The organism is Nocardiopsis sp. TSRI0078, assembly GCF_001905145.1.
Taxonomy (GTDB): Bacteria; Actinomycetota; Actinomycetes; order Streptosporangiales; family Streptosporangiaceae; genus Nocardiopsis.
The window spans coordinates 16,184-38,575 of the sequence record NZ_LWLB01000008.1 but is presented as its reverse complement, the minus strand read 5'-3'; the positions used below and the strand labels follow the sequence as shown (position 1 = coordinate 38,575).

The 22,392-nt window shown below is 72.1% G+C and carries 23 protein-coding genes and 1 pseudogene; 11 read left to right on the top strand and 13 right to left on the bottom strand.

Annotation, left to right across the window (positions count from 1 at the left end):
• The first annotated feature begins 159 nt into the window (after positions 1-159).
• Positions 160-2,112: an aconitate hydratase gene (locus A6A08_RS08675; protein ID WP_073702030.1), complete on the top strand. Its 1,953-nt coding sequence runs from the start codon at positions 160-162 to the stop codon at positions 2,110-2,112.
• Between the two features lie 74 nt (positions 2,113-2,186).
• Here A6A08_RS08675 and A6A08_RS29100 read toward each other — a convergent pair whose 3' ends face one another.
• A complete protein-coding gene (locus tag A6A08_RS29100; RefSeq protein ID WP_274534018.1) occupies positions 2,187-2,321 on the bottom strand; it encodes a hypothetical protein in 135 nt (44 codons plus the stop codon).
• 606 nt (positions 2,322-2,927) lie between these two features.
• Here A6A08_RS29100 and A6A08_RS08670 point away from each other — a divergent pair.
• The 5 genes from A6A08_RS08670 to A6A08_RS08650 all read left to right on the top strand — a co-directional run bounded on the left by A6A08_RS08670 (position 2,928) and on the right by A6A08_RS08650 (position 9,233).
• Positions 2,928-4,106, top strand: coding sequence for an anhydro-N-acetylmuramic acid kinase (locus A6A08_RS08670; RefSeq protein ID WP_073702029.1), 1,179 nt, complete (start codon positions 2,928-2,930; stop codon positions 4,104-4,106).
• 48 nt (positions 4,107-4,154) lie between these two features.
• Positions 4,155-5,660, top strand: coding sequence for a sodium:solute symporter (locus A6A08_RS08665; protein WP_073702028.1), 1,506 nt, complete (start codon positions 4,155-4,157; stop codon positions 5,658-5,660).
• A 205-nt stretch (positions 5,661-5,865) separates the two neighbouring features.
• A complete protein-coding gene (locus tag A6A08_RS08660; RefSeq protein WP_073702027.1) occupies positions 5,866-6,273 on the top strand; it encodes a MerR family transcriptional regulator in 408 nt (135 codons plus the stop codon).
• 504 nt (positions 6,274-6,777) lie between these two features.
• Positions 6,778-8,277 carry a SulP family inorganic anion transporter gene (locus tag A6A08_RS08655; RefSeq protein ID WP_073702026.1) on the top strand — a complete coding sequence of 500 codons (1,500 nt, stop codon included), beginning with the start codon at positions 6,778-6,780 and terminating at the stop codon, positions 8,275-8,277.
• Positions 8,278-8,507: 230 nt separating this feature from the next.
• Entirely contained in the window at positions 8,508-9,233 is a 726-nt protein-coding gene (locus A6A08_RS08650) for a spermidine synthase (protein ID WP_073702025.1), read from the top strand.
• 57 nt (positions 9,234-9,290) lie between these two features.
• On the opposite strand, the gene A6A08_RS08645 is transcribed toward A6A08_RS08650, so the two are convergent.
• Positions 9,291-9,998 (bottom strand): HAD family hydrolase, encoded by a 708-nt coding sequence (locus A6A08_RS08645; protein ID WP_073702024.1) that lies wholly within the window; start codon positions 9,996-9,998, stop codon positions 9,291-9,293.
• Between the two features lie 97 nt (positions 9,999-10,095).
• A complete protein-coding gene (locus A6A08_RS28675; RefSeq protein WP_242422226.1) occupies positions 10,096-10,410 on the bottom strand; it encodes a universal stress protein in 315 nt (104 codons plus the stop codon).
• A gap of 285 nt (positions 10,411-10,695) precedes the next feature.
• On the opposite strand from A6A08_RS28675, the gene A6A08_RS29095 reads away from it, so the two are divergent.
• Positions 10,696-10,830 carry a hypothetical protein gene (locus A6A08_RS29095; protein ID WP_274534021.1) on the top strand — a complete coding sequence of 45 codons (135 nt, stop codon included), beginning with the start codon at positions 10,696-10,698 and terminating at the stop codon, positions 10,828-10,830.
• Positions 10,831-10,865: 35 nt separating this feature from the next.
• On the opposite strand, the pseudogene A6A08_RS28670 reads toward A6A08_RS29095, so the two are convergent.
• The 4 genes and pseudogenes from A6A08_RS28670 to A6A08_RS08620 form a co-directional block, all read right to left on the bottom strand.
• A pseudogene (locus A6A08_RS28670) lies at positions 10,866-10,943 on the bottom strand (universal stress protein); the annotation flags it as partial.
• Positions 10,944-11,255: 312 nt separating this feature from the next.
• Complete coding sequence (locus A6A08_RS29325) at positions 11,256-11,414, bottom strand: phosphotransferase (RefSeq protein ID WP_378699644.1); 159 nt, start codon at positions 11,412-11,414, stop codon at positions 11,256-11,258.
• Complete coding sequence (locus A6A08_RS29320) at positions 11,411-11,608, bottom strand: hypothetical protein (protein ID WP_378699641.1); 198 nt, start codon at positions 11,606-11,608, stop codon at positions 11,411-11,413. The genes A6A08_RS29325 and A6A08_RS29320 overlap by 4 nt, the downstream gene beginning before the upstream one ends.
• Positions 11,609-12,524: 916 nt before the next feature.
• Entirely contained in the window at positions 12,525-12,851 is a 327-nt protein-coding gene (locus A6A08_RS08620) for a hypothetical protein (protein WP_206780070.1), read from the bottom strand.
• A 10-nt stretch (positions 12,852-12,861) separates the two neighbouring features.
• Here A6A08_RS08620 and A6A08_RS08615 point away from each other — a divergent pair, with 10 nt between their 5' ends.
• Entirely contained in the window at positions 12,862-13,497 is a 636-nt protein-coding gene (locus A6A08_RS08615) for a TetR/AcrR family transcriptional regulator (RefSeq protein ID WP_073702021.1), read from the top strand.
• On the opposite strand, the gene A6A08_RS27930 is transcribed toward A6A08_RS08615, so the two are convergent.
• Positions 13,455-13,637: a hypothetical protein gene (locus A6A08_RS27930; protein ID WP_073702020.1), complete on the bottom strand. Its 183-nt coding sequence runs from the start codon at positions 13,635-13,637 to the stop codon at positions 13,455-13,457. The two genes, A6A08_RS08615 and A6A08_RS27930, sit on opposite strands and share 43 nt — an antisense overlap.
• A 373-nt stretch (positions 13,638-14,010) precedes the next feature.
• Between A6A08_RS27930 and A6A08_RS08605 the strand changes: the two genes are divergently transcribed.
• The 3 genes from A6A08_RS08605 (at position 14,011) to A6A08_RS08595 (ending at position 17,373) form a co-directional block, all read left to right on the top strand.
• Entirely contained in the window at positions 14,011-14,862 is an 852-nt protein-coding gene (locus A6A08_RS08605) for a polyphosphate polymerase domain-containing protein (RefSeq protein ID WP_143181719.1), read from the top strand.
• 133 nt (positions 14,863-14,995) lie between these two features.
• Positions 14,996-15,682 (top strand): DUF4956 domain-containing protein, encoded by a 687-nt coding sequence (locus tag A6A08_RS08600; protein ID WP_073702018.1) that lies wholly within the window; start codon positions 14,996-14,998, stop codon positions 15,680-15,682.
• Between the two features lie 5 nt (positions 15,683-15,687).
• A complete protein-coding gene (locus A6A08_RS08595) occupies positions 15,688-17,373 on the top strand; it encodes a CotH kinase family protein (RefSeq protein WP_073702133.1) in 1,686 nt (561 codons plus the stop codon).
• A gap of 278 nt (positions 17,374-17,651) precedes the next feature.
• Here A6A08_RS08595 and A6A08_RS29090 read toward each other — a convergent pair whose 3' ends face one another.
• From A6A08_RS29090 to A6A08_RS08570, 5 genes are all read right to left on the bottom strand, one after another.
• A complete protein-coding gene (locus A6A08_RS29090; protein WP_073702017.1) occupies positions 17,652-19,118 on the bottom strand; it encodes a cell wall metabolism sensor histidine kinase WalK in 1,467 nt (488 codons plus the stop codon).
• Positions 19,115-19,840, bottom strand: coding sequence for a response regulator transcription factor (locus A6A08_RS08585; protein ID WP_073702016.1), 726 nt, complete (start codon positions 19,838-19,840; stop codon positions 19,115-19,117). Before A6A08_RS08585 ends, A6A08_RS29090 begins: the two co-directional genes overlap by 4 nt.
• Positions 19,841-20,008: 168 nt before the next feature.
• Positions 20,009-20,218: a hypothetical protein gene (locus A6A08_RS08580; protein ID WP_073702015.1), complete on the bottom strand. Its 210-nt coding sequence runs from the start codon at positions 20,216-20,218 to the stop codon at positions 20,009-20,011.
• Positions 20,219-20,449: 231 nt separating this feature from the next.
• Positions 20,450-20,962 carry a pyridoxamine 5'-phosphate oxidase family protein gene (locus A6A08_RS08575; RefSeq protein WP_073702014.1) on the bottom strand — a complete coding sequence of 171 codons (513 nt, stop codon included), beginning with the start codon at positions 20,960-20,962 and terminating at the stop codon, positions 20,450-20,452.
• A 58-nt stretch (positions 20,963-21,020) separates the two neighbouring features.
• Positions 21,021-22,382 (bottom strand): multidrug effflux MFS transporter, encoded by a 1,362-nt coding sequence (locus tag A6A08_RS08570; RefSeq protein ID WP_073702013.1) that lies wholly within the window; start codon positions 22,380-22,382, stop codon positions 21,021-21,023.
• Positions 22,383-22,392 lie beyond the last annotated feature (10 nt).

Genomic DNA, 22,392 nt, shown 5'->3' with positions numbered 1-22,392 from the left:
GCACCCCGCCCCTCGAGCGCACCGGCCGCGACCGGGGGCGCGCACTCCCCGGCATGGCCCAGCACACCGCCTCCCGGGACATGGAAACGGGCGCAGCGGGCATCAACGTGACCAGGTGTTCGCGCGTACCGATTTCCCGATGAGCGGAAGGGGGTCGCCATGGGCGACAGCGTCGCGCACAAACTCATCGCCTCCCACCTGGTCTCCGGCGAGATGACACCCGGGGTCGAGGTCGGGATCAGGGTCGACCAGACCCTCACCCAGGACGCCACCGGAACCCTGGTCATGCAGGAACTGGAGGCACTCGGCCTGGACCGGGCACGCACCGAGGTCAGCGTCCAGTACGTGGACCACAACCTCCTGCAGGCCGACGAGAAGAACGCCGACGACCACGTCTTCCTCGAGTCGGCGTGCCGCCGCTTCGGCATCTGGTACTCCAAACCCGGCAACGGGGTCTCCCATCCCACGCACATGCAGCGCTTCGGGATACCGGGAAAGACGATGGTGGGCTCGGACTCCCACACCTGCGCGGCCGGATCACTGGGGATGCTCGCGATCGGGGTCGGCGGGTTCGAGGCCGCCACGGCCATCGCCGGCCGGCCGCTCTACGTCCGCATGCCCGAGATCTGGGGCGTGCGGCTGACCGGGGAGCTCCCGCCGTGGACCTCCGCCAAGGACGTCATCCTGGAGATGCTGCGCCGCCACGGGGTCAAGGGCGGGGTGAACCGCATCATCGAGTACCACGGTCCCGGCCTGGACTCCCTCGGCGCGATGGACCGGCACGTCATCGCGAACATGGGCGCGGAGCTGGGCGCCACCACCACGGTGTTCCCCTCCGACGGCGCCGTCCGGGAGTTCCTGCGCAAGGAGGGGCGCGAGGAGGACTTCACCGAACTGCTCCCCGACCGGGACGCGCACTACGACGTGACCGATGAGATCGACCTGTCGGAGATCGAGCCGCTGATCGCCAGGCCCTCCTCTCCCGGCAACGTCGTCCCGGTGCGCGAGGTCGCCGGGACCGGCGTCGGACAGGTCGTCATCGGCTCGTCGGCCAACCCGGGGCTGCGCGACTTCGCCGTGGCCGCCGCCATGGTGCGCGGGCGCCAGGTCGACTCCTCGGTGAGCCTCGACGTGAACCCGTCCTCGCGCCAGATCCTCACCGACCTCACCCGTATGGGCGCGGTCACCGACCTCATCACGGCGGGAGCCCGTATCCACCAGTCCGGGTGCCTGGGCTGCATCGGCATGGGGCAGGCGCCCGCCTCCGGGCAGAACTCCCTGCGCACCTTTCCCCGGAACTTCCCGGGGCGCTCGGGGACGGACGAGGACGCGGTGTGGCTGTGCTCGCCGGAGACCGCGGCGGCCTCCGCGCTCACCGGGACCATCACCGACCCCCGCGACCTGGCGGAGGAACTCGACCTGCCGGTCCCGGACCTGCGCCTGCCCGACCGGCACAGCGTCAACACCCGCATGCTCGCCCCGCCGCCCGAACCGGAGGAGGAGCGCGCCGAGCTGGTGAAGGGCCCCAACATCTCGTCCCTGCCGGACTTCCCGCCGCTGCCGGACCGGATCAGCGCTCCCGTCCTGCTGAAGGTCGGCGACGACGTCTCCACCGACGAGATCTCGCCCGCGGGGGCGGCGGCGCTTCCCTACCGGTCCAACGTGCCCAAGCTCGCCGACTTCACCTTCACGCGCATCGACCGGGACTATCCGCGGCGCGCCCTGGAGACCGCCGACGACACCGGCCACCTCATCGTCGGCGGGGAGAACTACGGGCAGGGCTCCTCACGCGAGCACGCCGCCATCACCCCCCGGTACCTGGGCCTGCGCGCGGTGGTGGCCAAGTCCTTCGCGCGCATCCACTGGCAGAACCTGGCCAATTTCGGCGTCCTAGCCCTGGTGTTCACCGACCCCGGCGACCACGACCGGATCGACGCCGGGGACGTGCTGGTGATGGAGGACCTCTCCACCACCCTGCGCGGATCGCGGGAGCTGACCCTGCACAACGAGACCAAGGGGGAGGACTACCGGCTGCGGCACGACCTCTCCGAACGCCAGGTCGAGGCCGTCCTGGCGGGCGGGCAGATCCCGCTGCTGGCCCGGGAGCTGTGAGGAGCCGGGAGCCGTGATGGCCCGCGCGCCCCTCCCGGGCGCCGGGCCCGCCGGTGCGGCGGTCCCGGCGGACCCTACCGGGTCCTTCCGGGGTGTTCGGTGAAGAAGGCGTCGATGCGCCGCCAGGCGTCCTCGCCGGCCTCGGGGACCGGGCCGGAACCCGTGGCGCGCAACAGGACCCGCAGGGGCCGGGGGCCGTCGGGCGCCACATGCCGTCCTCGCCGTACGGGTCGGGCACGACGGTGAGGTGGCCCGTGCGGGCGAGCCGGTCGGCGTGGCGGCGCATCTCCACGTCCGGCCAAGGCCTCGCGGATGGCCGACGCACCGGGCCGGGGGCCCGCCTCCGGGGGAGGCCGGCGGTACGGAACCGAGGGCGATCTGGCGGACCACCTGGAATAACGGGTCGTGCCCGCTCGTTGCAGGCAGCACAGGCCAGTGCGGTCGTAAGTGTCCCCGGGCGCCACTCAGAGCCTTCGCGGAATACCGCGCCCACGGGCGGCAGGAGCCGCGTTGTGCGACCGCCGAGAGGTGACCGCCGCACCGGTCTGACATTCCCCGCGGCCCCGTCGAGCATCCGCTCGGCGGGGCCGTTTCGTGTCGCGGCCCCGGCTTCCCCCCCCAGCTGGCCCATGTGCGCCCCGACCCGTTCCGGCTCACCCGGGCGCGCTGACTCCTCCCCGGCCCTTTTCGGCCCGGAGGGGGATTGAGGCGGCCGCCACGTCGGGTATACGGCTGGTAGCCGTTCTCCGGCCGGAGGTGTGGATGGGTGTCGGACGTGTCCGCGGGTTCGTCATGGACCGGGTCGGTGACACCGCATGATCGTCATCGGACTGTCCTCGGGCACCTCGGCCGACGGGATCGACGTCGCCGCCGCACACATCGACCTGGACGGGACCCTGGTGCGCCTGACCCCGCTGGGTCACCGCACCACGCCCTACTCGGCGGACCTTCGGGAGGAGATCCGCGGCGCGCTCCCTCCGGCGCCGACGACGCTGGAGCACGTGTGCCGGATCGACACACGCGTCGGGCAGGAGTTCGCCGAGGCGGCACGGCGCGGGATCGACGAGTTCGCCGGGGGAGGGGCCGACCTGGTCGCCTCGCACGGCCAGACCCTGTTCCACTGGGTCGACGGCGCCACGGTGAACGGAACCCTCCAGCTCGGCCAGCCCGCGTGGATCGCCGAGGCCACCGGACTGCCCGTGGTGTCGGACCTGCGGACGGCCGACGTGGCCGCGGGCGGCCAGGGGGCGCCCCTGGCCGCCCTGCTGGACACCCTCCTGCTCGGCGGGCGCGCCGACCCGGTCGCCGCACTGAACCTCGGCGGCATCGCCAACGTCACGGTCGTGCGGGACGGGGCGCCGCCGGAGGCCTTCGACACCGGCCCCGCCAACGCCCTGCTCGACGCCGCGGCGCGCCGGGTGACCGGAGGCCGCGCGGATTTCGACGCGGACGGGGCGCTCGCCCGCTCCGGCCGCCCCGACCCCGTCCTGCTGGAGTACCTGCTCTCCGAGCCGTACTACCGCCTGCCCCCGCCCAAGACCACCGGGGTGGAGCTGTTCGGTCCCGGCTACCTCGACGAGGTGCTGAGGCGCACCGGCACACCGGAAGGCGGGGACCTGCTGGCCACCCTGGTGGAACTCACCGCCATCACCGTCGCGGAGGCGCTGCGCCCCCACGGTGTGGCCGAGGTGGTCGCCTCCGGAGGCGGCGTCCGGAACCCGGTCCTGACGGAGCGGCTCGCCGCCCGGCTCCACCCCGCGCGGCTCGGCCTATCCGACGACCTCGGACTGGACGGCGACGCGAAGGAGGCCTACCTGTTCGCGCTGGTCGGCTTCCTCACCTGGCACGGGCTCCCCGGGTCCGTGCCGGCCTGTACCGGTGCCCGCCGGGCGCCGGTGGCGGGACGCATCACCCCGGGCGCCGGCCCGCTCCGGCTCCCCGAACCGGCGGCCGCCGCCCCCCGGCGCCTGCGCGTCCAGGTGCGGGACCTGTGAACGGCCCGCACCCTCCCATCCCCCGCCCCCACTCCCGAAAGGCCCGCAGTGCAATCCATCGACCTCGTGGTCATCGTGGTGTACCTGCTGTGTTCGGCATGGCTCGGCCTGAGGCTGTCCGGCCGGCAGCGTGACACCAGGGACTACTTCATCGGCAACCGGCAGCTGCCCTGGTGGGCGGTGTGCCTCTCGGTGGTGGCCACCGAGACCAGCGCCCTGACCGTGATCAGCATCCCCGGGGTGGCCTACCTGGGCAACGTCACGTTCCTGCAGGTGGCGATCGGCTACCTGATCGGACGGGTGGTCGTCGCCTTCGTGCTGCTGCCCCGCTACTACCGGGGGGAGATGACCACGGCCTACTCCTACCTCGGCACGCGCTTCGGCCGCGGCATGCAGGGCACGGCCTCGGTCGCGTTCCTGTTCACCCGGCTGCTCGCCGACGGGGTGCGGCTGTTCGCGGCGGCCATCCCGATGAAGATCGTGCTGGACTCCTACGGGCTGGAGCTGTCCTACTTCGCGATCATCGCGCTGCTCGGGGCCGTCACGGTCCTCTACACCCTCATCGGCGGGATCAGGGCCGTGGTCTGGGTCGACGTGCTGCAGATGGGGCTGTACGTGGTCGGGGGCGCCGCCGCCCTGGTCGTCATCGTGAACAGCCTCGACGTGAACTTCCTCGCGGTCGCGGCCGACGCGGGCAAGACGCAGTTCCTCGACCTCACGTCGAACCCGGTCTCGGCGCCGTACGCGACGGTCACCGCGGTGCTGGGCGGCGCCCTGCTGTCCACCGCCTCCCACGGCGCCGACCAGATCATCGTGCAGCGGCTGCTGGGCTGCCGCAGCCTGCGCGACGCCCAGAAGGCGGTGATCGGCAGTGCCGTCGTGGTGTTCTGCCAGTTCGCCCTGTTCCTCACGGTGGGCCTCGCCCTGTACTCCTACTTCGAGGGCGCCTCGGTCGACCGGCTCGGGCTCGCCAACTCCGACGAGCTCTTCCCGACCTTCATCGTCGAGGGGCTGCCCGTCGGCCTGTCCGGCCTGCTGCTCGCCGGGATCATGGCCTCGGCGATGAGCACCCTGTCCTCGTCGCTGTCGGCGCTGTCGTCCTCGACCATGGCGGACCTGTACGAGCGGTTCTCCCACCGGACGCTCACCGGTTCCCAGGGGCTGCGGCTCGGCCGGCTGTTCACCCTCGGCTGGGGGCTGGTGTTCGTCGGTGCGGCGGCGATGTTCACCGGTACCGACAACCCCGTCGTCGAACTGGGCCTGTCCGTGGCGAGTCTGACCTACGGCGGCCTGCTCGGCGCGTTCTTCCTGGGACTGTGGGTCCGCAGGGCGCGCCAGACCGACGCCATGATCGCCTTCGGTGTCGCCGTGGTGACCATGGCCTGGCTGTTCCTCTTCGAGCCGGAGCTCGTCGGGTTCACCTGGTACACGGCCATCGGCACGTCCATCGTGCTCGTACTGGGCTACCTGCTCTCGCTCCGGCACCGCGACGAGGCGCCGGGGGCCCGGCCGGGCGACGTGCCCGCTCCGGCCGCGGGGGAGGAGCGGCCCTGATCCGGGGCGCCGACCGCCCCGGGGGGGCGGGCGCCCGCCCCCCCGGCGGCCCGGCCCCCGCTCCTGCCCACCGTGTCCCTTGGCGGGCCCCGCGCCGCGGTGTGGAACCCCTCCGGCGCGCGGGCGCGCTACGGTTGCGCAACCGGTGGTCGTCGACGGACGGCGGCCCCGACGTCGGACGGACTTGAGGAGAAGGGGTGCCGCGATGCCCGGGGGGCAGCACATGCAGATCGGTGAGGTCGCCGAACGGACCGGCCTGTCCCTGCGCACGATCCGCTACTACGGGGAGGTCGGCCTGGTCGAACCCTCGGCGCGCTCCCGTGGCGGTTTCCGGCTCTACACCGAGACGGACGTGGAACGCCTGAACCTCATCAAGCGGATGAAGCCGCTGGAGTTCAGCCTGGAGGAGACCCGCGAGCTGCTGGAGACCATCGACCGGCTGAACGCGGAGGAGACCGGCCGGGAGGAGCGGGAGGACCTGACCGAGAGGCTCGACGCCTTCGAGGCGGCCATCGTCGCCCGCTGCCAGACCCTGCGCACACAGTTGGCGATGGCCGAGGAGTTCGCCGAGAGGCTGCGCGAGCAGCGGTCCAGGAACAACGCCGCCACCTGAGGGCGTTCCCCGTGGTGGTGGTCGAGGCCGTGCGGAGTCCTTGCCGGGCCGAAGGTCCGGGAACGCCCCGCCTGGTGAAGCGCCCTGCCTGGTAACAGGTGTGAACGTCCCGGGATGCCGCCCAGAAAATCACTTTGGGTTATCAGGGCGGAAAAGCGCCCGTCATGTGGATCCTCGGGGTTCAGCAGCAAAAACCGGTGATGGTCCTCTCCTGTGACAGTTGTCTCAGGCACTCTGCGTGACTCGAACCCTCACGTAACAGTAAGGTTGGGGCCAGGTCGATTCCCCGCGATGGTCGTGGAATCACCGCCCTCTTCCCGGCCTGTCCCACGGACACGGTCGGGTCCGCGGCGACGGAGCCGCGTCCGGGGCACCACGGGTGCCACACCGGATCCCAGGCGCCTGAGCGCATCCGACCCCCCAGGTCCGGGGCGCGCTCGCCCGCGCCGTCGTCGAACACCTGACCCGAACACGCGGTCCTCGCTGTGGGCTGCCCGAAACCTGATGGGTTCCATGAATCTGCCTGTGAAGACCCCCCGGTTCCTGAGGTCCAGGATCCCCGGAGCCGCCCAGCTGCGCGCCGACGTGCTGGCCGGACTGGTCGTGGCCCTGGCCCTGATCCCCGAGGCCATCGCCTTCTCCCTCATCGCCGGGGTCGACCCCCGGGTGGGGCTGTACGCCTCCTTCGTCATGGCCGTCTCGATCGCCTTCCTGGGCGGGCGGCCGGCGATGATCTCCGCGGCCACCGGCGCGATGGCGCTGGTCGTGGCGCCGCTGTCGATCGAGTACGGCGTGGACTACCTCATCGCCGCCACGATCCTGGCCGGGCTCTTCCAGGTGGTCCTGGGCCTGGCCGGGGTGGCCAAGCTGATGCGGTTCGTGCCGCCCAGCGTGATGACCGGGTTCATCAACGCCCTGGCCATCCTCATCTTCCTGGCCCAGCTGCCCCACCTGGCGGACGTGGGCGTGCCGATCTACGTCATGGTCGCCGTCGGACTGGCCATCATCTTCGGCCTGCCCCGGCTGACCAAGGCGGTCCCCGCGCCGCTGGTGGCCATCGTCGTGCTCACCGTCGCCGCGCTGTCCCTGGGCATCCCGGCGCAGACGGTCGGGGACATGGGAGAGCTGCCCGACACCGTGCCCGTCCCGCTGATCCCGAACGTCCCGTTCACCCTGGACACGCTGACCCTCATCGCCCCCTACGCGCTGACGCTGTCGCTGGTGGGGCTGATGGAGTCGCTGATGACCGCCAAGGTCGTCGACGACCAGACCGAGACCACCTCCAACCACGCCCGCGAGGCGCGCGGCCAGGGCATCGCCAACGTGCTGGTCGGGTTCTTCGGCGGCATGGCCTCGTGCGCGATGATCGGCCAGACCATGATCAACGTCAAGTCCGGGGCCCGCACCCGCGTCTCGACGTTCCTCGCGGGCCTGTTCCTGCTCATCCTGTGCGTGGGCCTGGGCGACATCGTGGGCATGATCCCGATCGCCGCCCTGGTCGCGGTGATGTTCTTCGTGGCGATCGTGACCTTCGACTGGCACAGCATCGCCCCCTCCACCGTCAGGCGCATGCCCTGGACCGAGACCCTGGTCATGGTCGTGACCGTGGCCGTGGTCGTGGCCACCCACAACCTGGCCCTGGGCGTGATCGTCGGCGTGATCGTGTCGATGATCTCCTTCGCCCGCCGGGCCGCCATGCAGGCCGACGTCACCAGCGTGCTCGACCCCGAGGGCGGCACCCGGGTGTACTCGGTCAACGGCGAGGTGTTCTTCGCCTCCACGGGTGAGCTGGTCAACCGGTTCGACTACACCGAGCAGGGCCTGAGCAAGGTCGTGGTGGACATGTCCAACGCGCACGTGTGGGACTCCTCGGCCGTGGCCGCGCTGGACCAGGTCACCGAGCACTTCCGCCGCCATGGTGTGGAGGTGCAGATCACCGGCCTCAACGAGCCCAGCGCACACCTGCACAAGGAACTGTCCGGAACCCTCAGCGGCGGTCACTGACCCCGCGGCGCCCGCGACGGTGAGAGGGCGGCCCGCCGGAACTCCGGTGGGCCGCCCGCCTGCGTTCCGCGGCCGTCCGCGGCCCCGTCCGGGAGCCGGAGGGGACGCCCCGGACACGGGGAGTCACGGACGCCCCTTCCCGACGCTAGGGTGGTCGGGGGCCTCAGGGTCCCGGACGACGTGTACGGCCATGGTCAGCGCGTCCTGAGCGAACCGACCAGGGAGTACGAATGGGCCTTCATTTCCAGGAGCTGGGCTGGCGGGCGACGCCCATGGGCGAACTCAGCCTGCGCCGCCGCCACGACCCCCTCTTCCGCAAGGAGGTCTACGAGATCAAGCTCGACGACGACTTCCTCATGTCGAGCCTGTTCACCGCGGCCGAGGTCGAGCTGGCCCGGCTGGCCCTGGCCGAGCTCACCGGAACGGACCTGCGGGTGGCCGTGGGCGGCCTGGGACTGGGCTACACGGCGCAGGCGGTGCTGGAGAACCCCGGTGTGGGCTCCCTGGTCGTGGTGGAGGCGATGGCCGAGGTCATCGACTGGCACCGGGAGAAGCTGATCCCCGCGGGCGCGGAACTGGTGGCCGACCCCCGCTGCAGCCTCGTGCACGGGGACTTCTTCGCCACGGTCGGCGCCGGTTCGGGACCCGCCCCGCGGCTGGGAGCGGACCGGTTCCACGCCGTGGCCGTCGACATCGACCACTCGCCGCGCCACCTGCTCCACCCCTCCCACGCGGGCCTCTACACGCGTGAGGGGCTGCGGCGCCTCGCGCGGACCCTTCTCCTGCCCGGCGGTGTCTTCGCCCTGTGGTCCAACGACGCGCCGGACGAGGAGTTCACCGCCCTGCTCGGGGAGGTGTTCGAGAGCGCGCGGGCCGAGGTCGTGAGCTTTCCCAACCCCCTGCAGGAGGACGACGCGTCCAACACCGTCTACGTCGCGGTGTCTCCGCGCCCCTGACCTCGGGAAGCCCCTCGACCCGGTCACCCGGCGTGGAGCCAGGCCGCGGGGGCGCGGTCACCGCCCGCGCCGCAGCAGCTCCGGCAGACCGGCCAGGGACGCGAGCTCCGCGTCGGCGCGCTGCCCGGGCGGGAGGGGCCTGCCGGCGCGGTCGAGGTAGACCGTTCTCATCCCCGCCCGGCCTGCGGCGGTGACGTCCTCCTCGGGGTGGTCCCCGATGTGGAGGACGGACGCGGCCGGCAGGGCCAGCAGCCGGGCCGTGTGGGCGTAGATGCGGGGATCGGGTTTGAAGAATCCGCATTCGGCCGCGACCACGCGGTGGGCGAGGTAGCCGCCGATGCCCAGCCGTCCCGGATCGCTGTTGCCGTTGGTCACCAGGACGCACGGATAGCCGCGGTGCAGTTCCTCCAGCACGTGCGCCGTCTCGGCGTAGAGCCTCATCGCGCCGAACCGCGTGCGCATGTACCTGTCGTGGACCTCCGCGACGAGTCCCCGGTCGCCGCCACAGCGCCGTACCGCGCGCACGAAGGATTCGAGGCGGATCCGCTCCATGCTCTCCCGCGCGAATCCGGGTTCGCCGGCGACCTCGTCACGCACCTGCGCCAGCCAGTCCGCCGACACCGCGCCCGTCTCATGGGCCAGGCCCTCGCCGGCGAGGAAGGCGGCGGCCTCGGCGAGGGCCCGTCGCATCGCGGCGCGAAAGTCCCACAGCGTCTGGTCTCCGTCGAAGGAGAGCGCACGGATCGAGGATGCGTCGAATGCCACGCCGTCCGGCTCCCTTTCCCGTTCGCTGCCCGCGGTGTGGGCGGGGCTCCTCCGAGAGCGTACCGGGACGGGAGCGTGTCCGCGTGGACGGCCCCCGTCACCGGGTGTGGGCGACGGTGACAGGGCAGGGGGAGCGGTGCAGCATGCTGTGCGCCGTGGATCCGAGGGCGAAGCGCGGCAGCCCGTGCCGGCCGCTCGCCCCCACCACGACCAGGCGCGCCTCCTTCGCGGCCTCCACCAGTGCGGGAACGGGACGCCCCTCGACCACCTCGGTGTGAACGTCCACCGCGGGATACCTGGTGCGCCACGGACCGAGCGCCCGCTCCAGGGACTCCTCCTCGGCCGCGCGGACCGCGCCGGGGTCCGAGAACAGGGGGAGCGCCATCGCCACGGGGGAAGCGGCGGACTCCACGCCCGTACGGCGCGCACACGCCCCGTGCCGGCGGCCGCGCTCGCGAAGGCCTCGGCGAGGGCGCTCTCGCCGTGCGCCGATCCGTCCTCTCCCACGATGACGTCCGTGTGGCCGTCGGGCACCGGTTCGGGCCCCACCACGGTGACCGGTGCCGGGGAGTGCGCGGCCACGCGGTAGGCCACCGATCCCACCTTCAGCCCCCGAAATCCCCCTCGTCCCCGTAGGCCGACCACGACCATGGCCGCCTCCTCGGCCCGGTGGAGCAGGGCGAACGTCGGACTCTCCATGACCACCTCCCTGTCCACGCCCAGGGAGGGGGCGACGGCGGCCGCCCGCTCCTCCGCCCCGTCGAGGACCGCACGGGCGTGCTTCCTGATCTCCTCCTCGGGCCAGACGAAGACCGCCTCGGGCGAGGGATAGGCCGTCAGTACGGAGAGGCCCCAGCCCCGCCGGTCGGCCTCCGCCGCGGCCCAGTCCACCGCCCTCAGGCCCGTCTCGGAACCGTCCACACCCACGAGGACCGACTGAGTCATGAGCACCTCCGGAAGGCCTTCCCTGTCGTACCCAGCACCGTCGTCGACGTATGCGGTACCGTCGCCGTCCGGAGGTCCCCGGTGCGTCGTCCTCGGCCTCGCGCTCGGCCCCGGCCGCCTCACCGCGGTCGGCCGGCGGGCACCGCGCCGCGCCCCGGAGGTGTTCGAGCACGTGGGTAGGACCGACCGGTCAGCGGCCGGCCGTCGCGACGAGGCGCCGCAGCGAGGCTTGGTCGGGTGGACCCCAGGTGGGCTTGTCGCCGGGACGGCCGTGGACGCCGGCGTCCGCGATGAGGAGGCAGGCGAGGGCTTTCAGCACCGCCCAGCCGCGGGCACGGCGCATGGCCGCTGCGTCCGGGCCGGCTCGTACGCGGCGAAGAAGCGTCCGGCGGCGCCGTCCGGCAGCAGGAGCCATGCGGCGGCGAGGTCGTAGGCGGGATCGCCTGCGAAGAGGTCACCGAAGTCGATCACACCGCAGAAGGTGCCGCCCGCGGTGAGAACGTTGGCCGGGGCAACCGGACGGCGAGGTCGTCACCGAGCCGCCACAGCTGGTTGTCCCAACCACGCGCGCCAACCTCCAAGGGGCGGTCGGCCAGGTCGGGGTGCTGGTCGCGCAGCAGGTCCCGGACGAGCTCCGCTGTGCTCTCGGTCTCGGTGTGGGCCATGCGGAGCAAGCGTAACCGGGCAGCGGCCCGCCCGTACCTCCTCTCCCCGCCCTCGCCGCCATGCCTCGTCGGCGCCGGCCGTCGCTGTGTTCGCCGCGCTCAGCATGAGGCCCCTTGGATGCCCGCTGTTCGCGGGCACGGGGGTTCTCCGTCTCCGGCGTCGAGAACGGGGAAGCGGGGGCGGGCTCCTCATGGGACCCGCCCCCGCGTCGTCGTTTCCGCGCTCCCGTGTCCAGCGGCCCGTCGGCTGTGAGCCGGGCTCCGTACCCGGACCACGGGGAACCCTCAGGGCCTGGCCAGGGAGCTGAGCCACCGCATGGGCCCCTTGCGGGGCCGGGTGTGCCGCTTGCCGGACGAGAGGCTCCGTGTCACACGGTTCAGCGTGCTTCGCCCCTTCGGCGAGTTCGCCTTCCTGGCCAGCTTCTTCGCGCGCGTCAGGGGGTCTCGCGCCCCGGGGCGCCCGCCCGCCGGCTTCGTCCGGGCCAGGGGATCGCGCACCCCCGGGCGCCTCGTCGGCAGGCTCCCGCCGGTTGCCAGGCGCTTCTTCGCCATCCTCATGATCCTCATCGCAGGTCTCCTCTCTCCCATCGCGGCCGTTCCGCCGGATGCGGCGTGGTCCTCGCGACATAGGCCAAGCATTACGAACAGAGAACTTTTTCGCTCCTATCTGGTGCACTACCCCAAAGTGTGGTAATAATGCGTCTCCACTTTCCTTGACCCTGCGGTCCTGCTTCCCGGGCCTGCTTCCCGGGCCGTCGCCGGACGTGTCCTCGGAGAGGGCCGTCGTGGGACACCGCAGGTCAGGGCACCCTTCCGATGGGGATGCACCGTGCCTTCGCTCCCGGGCCGAAACGGGGTGACCCTGGTTACCCTCTCGTGCGCAGGAGCGCCGGAACCGGTCCGGCGCCGCGGTCGCTCACGCGCGGGGCTCGTCCCGGGGAAGGGCGAGGGCCAGTCCCGCCACGGCGAGCTGGACGGCCGCGAGCAGGAGGAAGACCAGACCGTACGGGCCCGTCCGCCATGCGGAGGCGTACACGGAGGCGGCCGCGGTGGTCAGCAGCGCCAGGCCCAGGGCGCCGCCCGCCTGTTTGGCCGCGTTCATCAGGCCGGACGCGGATCCGGCGTCCGCCGCGGTGGCCCCGGAGGTCACCACGCTGGTCAGCGGGGTGGTGAACAGCCCCGCGCCGACGGAGACGACGACCGCGGGCCCCAGGACCGCCGTGGCGTAGGTGTGCGCCGACACCGCGAACGCCTTGAACGCATCCACCCGCGGCCCCGGGGCCGAACACGAGCAGCGCCGCCGACAGATCGCCGACGCCGTCCTGGCCGTCACGGCCGAGCGCGGACTGGCGGCCGTGACGCAGTCCAACGTGGCGGCGCGCGCCGGGGTCTCCGCCGGCCGCGTCCAGCACTACTTCCCCACGAAGCGGGAGATGATCGAGGCCGCCTTCGACCGCGGCAACGCCCTCAGCGCCGCGCGTATAGCCGCCAGGGTCGGTCGGGCCGGCGCCCCGAGGCAGGTGCTCACGACCGTGCTCACCGAACTCATCCCCCACGACGCCGTGACGCGCACCCATCTTCGCGTCCGGCAGGCCTTCACCGCACTGGCGCTGTCCGACGAGGACATCGCCGAGCGGATGCGCCGGGACTACGAGCGCTTCCACGGCCAGGTCACGGACCTCTTGGCCCGCGGACAGGACGCGGGCGAGGTGCCGCGGGAGCTCGACTGCCGGGAGAGGGCGGTCTCGCTCGTGGCGCTGGCCGAGGGGTTGGCCTACTACGTGCTCGTGGGCATCCACTCCGCCTCCGAGGCCAGGGAGCGGGTGCTCACCGAGATCGCCGGTACCTACGCTCCGGTCCGGGGCCAGGCCATGCCGCCGTTGGCGTAGGGGATCTGGCCGTTGACCCGTCGGCCGGGGGCCGTGAGGAAGGAGACGGCCCCGGTGGTGTCCTCGGGGACCACGTTCGCCACATGGGCGATCACCGCGGGGCCGCGGTCCGGACCCGAACCCTCCATCCGGGTGACCACCGTCTCCCCTGGGGGTGGTCGAGAGCGAGCCCGCCGGGCACATCACCGACCCCGTCGCGAGGGAGGCCATGCGTGCCCACCGGAGGAACGCGCTGCCCGCCCACGCCGTCGCGGGGGCGGTCTCCTTCGCCCTGGGGCAGCCCTCGGACGTCGACGCGAACGACTCCGCCACCCGGCCCGCCGCCCAGCGCCGAACGGCTGCCGGGCGCCCGGCACGGTGTTCTCACCGAACTCTCACCCGAACCCGTGACCGACCGCTCACCAGGGGTTCGGCCCCCGTCCTCTCAGGAACCTCTCAGGAAGTTCTCCGGCTCCTCCCACACTCGTCGGATGTTGTTCCCCCTGTCATCACCACCGGATGAGAGGAGGCAGCGTGGCACTCGCATCCACCACCGCCAGAACCGGCCGAAGCGCCGCGGAGAGCGCAACGGGGGACACCGCGGCCGGGGACCGGCTGAGGGCACCGAGCAGACTGCACGCCTTCAACCGCTACGAGCTCAAGTACCTGGTCCCCGTGTCGCAGGTCGCGGACGTGCGCGCCGAACTCACCGCGCGCATGCGCACCGACCACAACGCCGGAGCCGACGGCTACGGCGTGTGGAGCCTGTACTACGACACCCAGCGGCTGCGCTTCTACCACGAGAAGATCGAGGGGCTCAGGTTCCGCCGCAAGCTGCGCGTCCGCCGCTACGGCGAGACCGGCCCGGCCGACGAGGACACGCCCGTGTCCGTCGAGATCAAGCAGCGCGTCAACCGCGTCACCCAGAAACGGCGCGTCATGCTGCCGTACCGCCTGGCCCGGGACCTGTGCGACCGGCGCGTGCGCGTGGAGCACCCCGGAGCCGACCAGGCCTTCGTCGACGAGGTCCTCGACCTCATCCACCGCCTGGACCTGCGCCCGACCGCCATGACCGGGTACCGGCGCGAACCCTACGTCGGCGTCGACTCCGACCTGGGACTGCGCGTGACCCTGGACCACCGGGTCCGCGGACGCGACCGCGACTTCGACCTGCGCGCGGAGGCGGAGAACCGCCACATCATCAGCCCCGGCCTGGCCGTCATGGAGGTCAAGGCCAACGAGCGCGCGCCCTACTGGGTCACCGACATGGCCGCCCGGTTCGGCCTCCAGGTCCAGCGCGTCTCCAAGTACTGCCAGAGCGTGGAGGCCCATGGCCTGGCACCGCGCTCGGTCTTCCACGTGCCCGAGGAGGACGTGGCGGTGTAGGACCCGGCCCGTCCCGCACGCCTCGGAAGGACGTGCCCGGGGCCGCGCACCGCTGATCCTCCCCTTCCCTAACCTCCGGTCCTCCCGACCGACCTCACCGATTCCACCGAGTACCGAAGGCACCAACCGCACCATGAACCTTGATTTCGGCATCACCGACCTGTCCGGCACGTTCAGCGTCATGGACGTGGTCCTGTCCCTGGTGTTGGCCCTCGTCACCAGCCTGGCGGTGGCCTGGACCTACCGCGCCACCCACCGCAACATCTCCTACAGCCAGAGCTACGTCCACACGCTGATCATCCTGGGCATGCTCATCGCCCTGATCATGCTGGTGGTGGGCTCCAACATCGCCCGGGCCTTCGCCCTGGTCGGCGCGCTGTCGGTGGTGCGCTTCCGCAACGCCATCAAGGAGACCCGCGACGTCGGGTTCATCTTCCTGGTCATGGCCGTGGGCATGGCCTGCGGAACGCGCTTCTACACCCTGGCGGTCATCGCCACCCTCGTCATCTGCGCGGTCATCCTGCTCATGCACCGCTTCAACTGGTTCGCGCTCAACGTGCAGCGCCAGGTGGTCAAGGTCCAGGTACCCGCCGACGGCAGTGACCACGGCCCCGCGATCGACGACGTGCTCATCCGCTCCACCGACGAGTACGAGCTGATCAGCACCGAGACCGTGCGCGGTGGGTCCCTGCTGGAGATGGCCTACACGGCACGTCTGAAGAGGGGCGTCAAGCCGGGGGATCTGATCGAGCGCCTGCGCGGCATCAACTCCGGCCAGAAGGCGACCGTCCTGACCGGATACGACCAGACGGACATGTGATCACGATGAAGGACGAAGGATCCGGAACGCGCCTGAGGAGGTCGGCGCGCCTGCGGCACCGCGTCCCCGTCCGCCTCCGCCAGCACTGGAGGACCGCGGCGGTCGTGTGCGCGGCCCTGCTGGCCCTGGTGCTGGTCTTCGGCGAGGCGAGGGTGCGGCCCTACATCACCTCCGAACTGGTCTCACAGGACGCCGTCACCGAGAACATCGAGGGCGAGGGGGACCTGTTCGACGGCGGTGAGCACACCATCGAGGTCGCCTTCAACGACGCCGAGTACGCCGACATGATGGCGACCTTCCGGGAGGAGGGCGAGAAGGAGTTCATCAGCGCGGACGTCGTCATCGACGGCACGACCGTCAACGACGTCGGGCTCCGCCTCAAGGGAAACTCCACCCTGATGAGCCTGCGCGGCGACGGAACGGGCGCCGGAGGGCCGGGGATGCCGGAAGGACGCGCCCCGGTCGGCGGAACGGCCCAGCAGCAGGGCGAGACGGCCCAGGCCCAGCAGCAGGCACAACAGGACACCGCGCCGGAGGGGGGAACCATCGGGGGCGACGCCGCCGGCGGGGGCTTCGGTCCGGGGTCGGTCACCCTGTCCGAGGACGAGCCCGAGCAGCTTCCCTGGCTGATCAGCTTCGAGGAGTTCGTCTCCGGCCGCGCCTACCAGGGACACACCGAGATCGCCCTGCGCCCGGCGACGTCCACGTCCGACACCGCCCTCAACGAGGCCCTGGCCCTGGACCTGACGGCGGCGGACGGACAGACCACGCAGGACTACGCGTTCACCTCCTTCGCGGTCAACGACGGTGAGGCGGTCCCGCGCCTGCTCCTGGACCACCCCGACGCCTCGTGGGCCTCCCAGTACGGGAACGGGATCCTCTACAAGGGACGCGCCGATGGCTCCTTCGACTACCTGGGCGGGGACCCCACCGACTACGGGCAGAGCTTCAACCAGATCAACGGTGAGGGAACCCACGACCTGCAACCGGTCATGGACCTGCTGCGGTTCGTCGAGGAGTCCGACGACGAGGAGTTCGCGCGCGAACTGGACGAGCATCTGGACGTGGAGTCCTTCGCCCGCTACCTCGCGCTCCAGACCCTGGTGTCCAACAGCGACGGTATGGACGGCCCGGGCAACAACTACTACCTGTGGTACGACATCGATCAGGAGCGGTTCACCGTCCTGTCGTGGGACCTGAACCTGTCCTTCGGCGGCATGGGCGGTATGGGCGGAGGTGGCGGTGCGCCCGAGGGGGCACAGGCGCTCGAAGGCGGCGCGGCCCCCGAGAGCGGGCAACCGCCCGAGGGCATGGAGATCCCCGAGGGGACGCAGCCTCCCGAGGGGATGCCGATGCCCGGTCAGGGTGAGGCGGGGGAGGCCCCCGAAGGCGGAGGCGGGATGTCCATGGGCGGCAGTGGGGCGCTCAAGGACCGCTTCCTCGCCAACGAGGACTTCCAGCGGCTCTACGAGCAGGCCTACGCCGACCTCCACACCGAACTGGTGGAGAGCGGCACCGCCGCCGAACTCCTGGAGTCGGCCGTGTCCCGCGCCGAGGCGGCCGGGGACGAGGGCGCCACCGCCGCGGGTGAGCAGCTGGCCGAACGGATCGCCGCCGTCTCGGAGACCCCGCAGGAGGAGACCGGGACGCCGGGCCGGGCCGAGGACACCGGAGGCACATCGGAGTCCTGACGTCCGTCCGGTGCGGACGGATCCCGTGTCCCCCGCCCGTGCCGGACCCCGAACGCCGCCCATGGCCCATATGGCCGTGGGCGGCGTTCCCCGTGTACGGTCGTCCGGCCCCCTTCCGACGGTTGGAGGCACACCCGCCCGGTGCGAACGGATCCCCTGTCCCTCCTCCCGCGCCGGACCCGCGGCGGTGACCGGTACGCGAGGCCTCGCGTACCGCCGCCCCCACCGGGGCCGCAGGCACGTGGGCGGGAAGGTGGTCAGGGGCGTGGACCCGCTGGTCAGCCCAGAGGGAGGACCACGGTGAAGACGCTGCCCCCTCCCGGAGGCGACTCGACCGTGACGTAACCGTCGTGGGCGGCGACGAAGGCCGCGCTGATCGCCAGGCCCAGCCCCGCACCGGCCTGCTTCCGGGGGCCGTCCGCCCGGTAGAAGCGGTCGAACACGTGGGGAAGCTCCTCGCGCGAGAGCCCCTGGCCCTCGTCGCGTACCGTGATGACGGCGACCTCCGAGACCCCCGGGGGAAGTGCGCCCACGTGGGCCGGCCCGGGAGCCGGCGGGTCCTGGGTCCGGGTCACCGACACGTGCACCGGTGTCCCCTCCGGAGTGTGGGTGAGGGCGTTGTCCACCAGGTTCTCCAGCACCTGGCGGATCCGGTCGGCGTCCCCCACAGCGCGCACTGGCCCGTCGGCCTCCAGCGCCACCGGCGTGTGCGGAGCCCGGGCCCGGGCCGCCGCCACCACCCGCTCGGCGATCGACGCCAGCTCCATGTCGGAGCGCTCCAGCGGCGGGGCCTCGTCGAAGCGGGACAGCACCAGCAGGTCGTCCACCATGCTCCCCATCCGCTCGGCCTCGTCCTCGATCCGCGACATCCACCGGTCCGTGCGGGTGTCCTCGGCGACCAGACCCCGGCCCCGGCCCTGGCGGTACAGTTCGGCGAACCCCCGGATGGAGGACAGCGGGGTACGCAGCTCATGGGAGGCGTCCGCCACGAAGCGCCGCGTCGTCTCGACGGCGCGGTCCCTCTCGCGCAGGGCCCGGGACAGCTCGCCCAGCATGGTGTTCAGGGAGCGGCCCAGCCGCCCCGTCTCGGTGGCGGGGTCCTGGCACGGGATCCGCCGGTCCAGGTCGCCCGCGGCGATGGCCTGTGCCGTGGACTCGATCTCGCGCAGGGGCCGCAGCTGGAAGCGCACGATCGCCGCCGCCCCGAACCCCACGGCCGACAGCACCACCAGCCCCGCCACGGCCTCGATGAGCACGAGCCGGTCGAGAGTGTCCTCGATCCCGGCCAGTGACTGGGCGGCGACGAGGACGGTGCCGTCCTCGCGGGCGGTGGTCAGGACCCGCCAACTGTCCTCTCCCGAGGTCCCGGGCAGGGTGAGGGGCTCGCCGGCCCGCTCGCGCAGTTCACCCACCGGGACCGCCGAGACGTCCGGGAGGCCCTCGTCGGAGTCGGTCTGCCCCACGCTCTCCAGCACACCGCCATCGGCACCGACGACCAGTGTGCGCAGTTCGGTGGGCAGCGGCGGGGGCTGCGCTTCGTCCAGGGGCGGCGACCCCCCGCCCGCCTGCCCGGGGACCGGGAGGGCGCGGAGCCGGTGGTCGGCCTCCTCGGTCAGCGAACGCTGGAGCAGGAGCGTCCCGGCCGTACCGAAGGCGACCAGGCACACGGTGGTCAGGCACAGCACCACCAGGGTGAGCCTGCCTCCCAGGCTCCTGGGCCACAGGCGCGGTCGACGGCCGCTCAACGGTTCTCCCCGGAGGCCAGGCGCAGGATGTACCCGATGCCGCGCACCGTGTGGATGAGTGCGGGCCGACCCGCGTCCACCTTGCGCCGCAGGTAGCTGACGTAGGTCTCCACCACCCGGATGTCGTCGCTCTCCCCGCCCCAGACGCGGTCCAGGATCTGGGGCTTGCTGACGACCCTGCCCGCGTTGAGCATCAGGTAGCGCAGGAGCGCGAACTCGGTCGGGGAGAGCCGGACGGGCGTTCCCGAGCGGCGGACCTCGTGCCCCTCCTCGTCCAGTTCCAGGTCGGCGTAGCGCAGGGGCTCGGCGCCGCCGGACTCCGGTCCGCCCGACCTTCGCAGGATCGCGCTCAGCCGCAGGACGACCTCCTCCAGGCTGAAGGGCTTGGTGACGTAGTCGTCGGCCCCGGCACGGAGGCCGGCCACGCGATCCTGGACCGTGTCGCGGGCGGTGAGGAAGAGCACCGGAAGCCCAGGCACGACCCCGCGCAGGTCGCCGGCCAGGTCCAGGCCGCTGCGGCCGGGCAGGGTCACGTCCAGGACGGCGATGTCGGGGGTGAAGCCGTCCAGCGCCGCCAGGGCGGCCCCGGCGTCGGACGCGCCGCGCGTGGTGAAACCGCTCAGCTCCAGGGAGGCGGTGAGCAGTTCGAGGATGTTGGGCTCGTCCTCCACGATGAGGACGTGGGCCGCCGGGGAGGCGGTACCGGAGGTTTCTTCGGGCACGCTGGATTCCTGGCCTCGTGTGGTCGTCGGACAGGAGAGGTTACGCGGCGCGGGCAAGAATCCGGTGAGAACCCGCCAGGGGGGAGGAGACCGGTCCGCCCGGGAGCCGCGGACACGGGTCGGCGCCGTACCCCGGTGGGGCACGGCGCCGCGGCAGGCCCTATGCCGTTACTCGGAGGGCTCGGGAAGGGGCGGACACTCGATGGTCGGGTTCACGCCCACGTAGTTCAGCGGCCCGACGAAGATGGTTCCGACGGTGTGGCCCAGGGTCGAGCACGAGGCCTCGTCACTGGTGAACAGACCGCGCTGGAACGCGGCGATCAACCCGACGAGCAGCCACAGGACGACAAGGGTCGAAAGAACGATCCGTACGCGCACTCTCTGCCTCCAGGGGGTCGGTGTGAGGAGGTGGCGTTGTTCTCGTCGAAGACCTACCCGCGAGGCGAAGCGTTGCACCCGGGGCGGTACCCGGTGTCCGGACCCGCTTGTCCGTCCGGAACCGGGTACCCGCCCGCTCTCGTGCTCTCCTGCACGTCCCGCGGCCTCGGGTCGACCGTGTGTCCCGCAGCGCCCCGTGTGCCCTCACCGCCCGTGGAGCCGGACCCCGGGTCAGGGCCACACGTCGAACCGCCACCTGGTGGGGCCGTGCGGCAGTTCGGAGACGGGGAACGCGTACACCGTCGACGGGGAGACCGTGAACACCCGGTAGGGCGGGGGACCGGCGGTCGGCGCGCCCTCGGGGCCGGTCAGCTCACCGTCTCCGGGGACCGGGGCCCACCCGTGGCGCTCGGCGTAGGCGGCGGCGACCCGCTCCAGCAGGCCGGGGGCCACCGCCCGCTCGACCACGCCCTCCACCACCACGTCCATCCGCCCGGTGGTGAACGCCAGGCTCACCTCGGGGGAGGCGGCCAGCAGCCGCGACTTGGCGGTGCCCCCGCCCGAAGCGAAGCACGGTCGGCCGTCCACCCACACCGCCAGCAGCGGCCGGGTGTGCGGGCGGCCGTCCGCACGTGCCACGGTCAGCCAGCACGTTCCGGTGGACTCCTCCAGGTGGGGGAGCACCTCCTTCCACGCGCCGGGCGCCTCATTCGTCAGGGAACGGGCCTGGGGATCGGGGAACACGGTGAACTCCTCGGACTCGCCGACGTGGACGGACCATGCTAGTGGTTCGCACCGGCACTCAGGCGGCGACCAGCGGGGTGCGCCGGACGCGGAAGGCGAACGCGGCGAACACCACCGCCGCGCCGATGGCCGTGGCGAGCATGACCGTGGTCATGCTGGCCATGGTGACCGAACCGGTCATGCCGGGGGTCGAGGCCAGGCCGGAACCGATGCCGAACTGGAGCGTGCCCAGCAGGGCCGAACCGCTTCCGGCGATCTTCGGCGGCTGCCCGTCCAGGGCCAGGGCGGTCGCGTTCGGCGACACCAGGCCGGTGAACACCATCATCACGAACAGTGCCGCGGTCACCGTCATCAGGCTCGCGTTGCCCGAGGCGTCCAGCGCCACGAGCGAGGCCACGGACAGGATCGATCCGGCCAGGCCCAGGAACAGGCGGCGGTAGATCTCGACGTGGCGGATCAGGAGCACGTTGACCTGGTTGCCGAGGATCATCCCGAGCGTGGTCACCGCGAACACCAGGCTGAACTCCTGGGCGCTGGCCTCGAAGCGGGAGTGGGACACGAACGAGAAGGTCGAGATGTAGGTGAAGCTCATCGCGAAGCTCAGCGCGAGCGTGATCGTCGGGCCGATGAAGCGGACGTCGCGCAGCAGGCGGCCGAAGACCTGCATCTGCGCCCGCGGGCTGACCCGCTCGCGCTGCTCGGCCGGCAGGCTCTCGGGCAGGCCGAACAGCACCAGGGCGAAGGTCGCCAGCCCGGTCGCGCCGAGCACGGCGAAGAGCAGCTGCCAGGGGCCCAGGACGAGCAGCTGGCCGCCCAGGATCGGGCCGAGCATGGGAGCCAGTCCGGAGAGCAGGACCAGGCGGGAGAAGAAGGTGGCGGCGGCGTCGCCGTCGAACACGTCCCGCACGACCGCGCGGGAGATGACCAGTCCGGCCGCGGCCGACAGCCCCTGCAGGAAGCGCAGCAGGCTGAACACCTCCACGCTGCTCACCATCGCGATGGCGAAGGTGGTGGCGGTGAACATCCCGATCCCCACCAGCAGCGGCATGCGGCGTCCCCACCGGTCGCTGAGCGGGCCGATGACGAGCTGGCCCAGGGACAGCCCGGCCATCACCGAGGTCAGGGTGAGCTTGACTCTGGCCTCGCTGGTGCCCAGGTCCGAGGAGATCTGCGGCAGCGCGGGCAGGTACAGGTCGGTGGCGAGCGGGCCGATCGCGGACAGCACGCCGAGGACGAACACGAGCAGCAGCGTGCGGCGGCGCGTCTGGGACGCCTTCCGGTCACGAGCTACCTCGTCGCGCCCGGGCGCACCGGCCTGCGGCGGCACGTCGCCGATCAGGGGGTTCTGGGAAGTAGGGAGGTTCCGGGTGTCCGGGACGGTCTGGGCACGGCGCTCAGGGCGTGCGGAAGCAAGGGTCACCAAGGGCTCC

Bases quoted from the DNA above. Each gene is read 5' to 3' on its own strand.
- A6A08_RS08675 (WP_073702030.1), top strand. From the start codon at position 160: ATGGGCGACAGCGTCGCGCACAAACTCATCGCCTCCCACCTGGTCTCC.
- A6A08_RS08670 (WP_073702029.1), top strand. From the start codon at position 2,928: ATGATCGTCATCGGACTGTCCTCGGGCACCTCGGCCGACGGGATCGAC.
- A6A08_RS08660 (WP_073702027.1), top strand. From the start codon at position 5,866: ATGCCCGGGGGGCAGCACATGCAGATCGGTGAGGTCGCCGAACGGACC.
- A6A08_RS08655 (WP_073702026.1), top strand. From the start codon at position 6,778: ATGGGTTCCATGAATCTGCCTGTGAAGACCCCCCGGTTCCTGAGGTCC.
- A6A08_RS08650 (WP_073702025.1), top strand. From the start codon at position 8,508: ATGGGCCTTCATTTCCAGGAGCTGGGCTGGCGGGCGACGCCCATGGGC.
- A6A08_RS29095 (WP_274534021.1), top strand. From the start codon at position 10,696: ATGACCACCTCCCTGTCCACGCCCAGGGAGGGGGCGACGGCGGCCGCC.
- A6A08_RS29320 (WP_378699641.1), bottom strand. From the start codon at position 11,608: ATGGCCCACACCGAGACCGAGAGCACAGCGGAGCTCGTCCGGGACCTG.
- A6A08_RS08600 (WP_073702018.1), top strand. From the start codon at position 14,996: ATGAACCTTGATTTCGGCATCACCGACCTGTCCGGCACGTTCAGCGTC.
- A6A08_RS08595 (WP_073702133.1), top strand. From the start codon at position 15,688: ATGAAGGACGAAGGATCCGGAACGCGCCTGAGGAGGTCGGCGCGCCTG.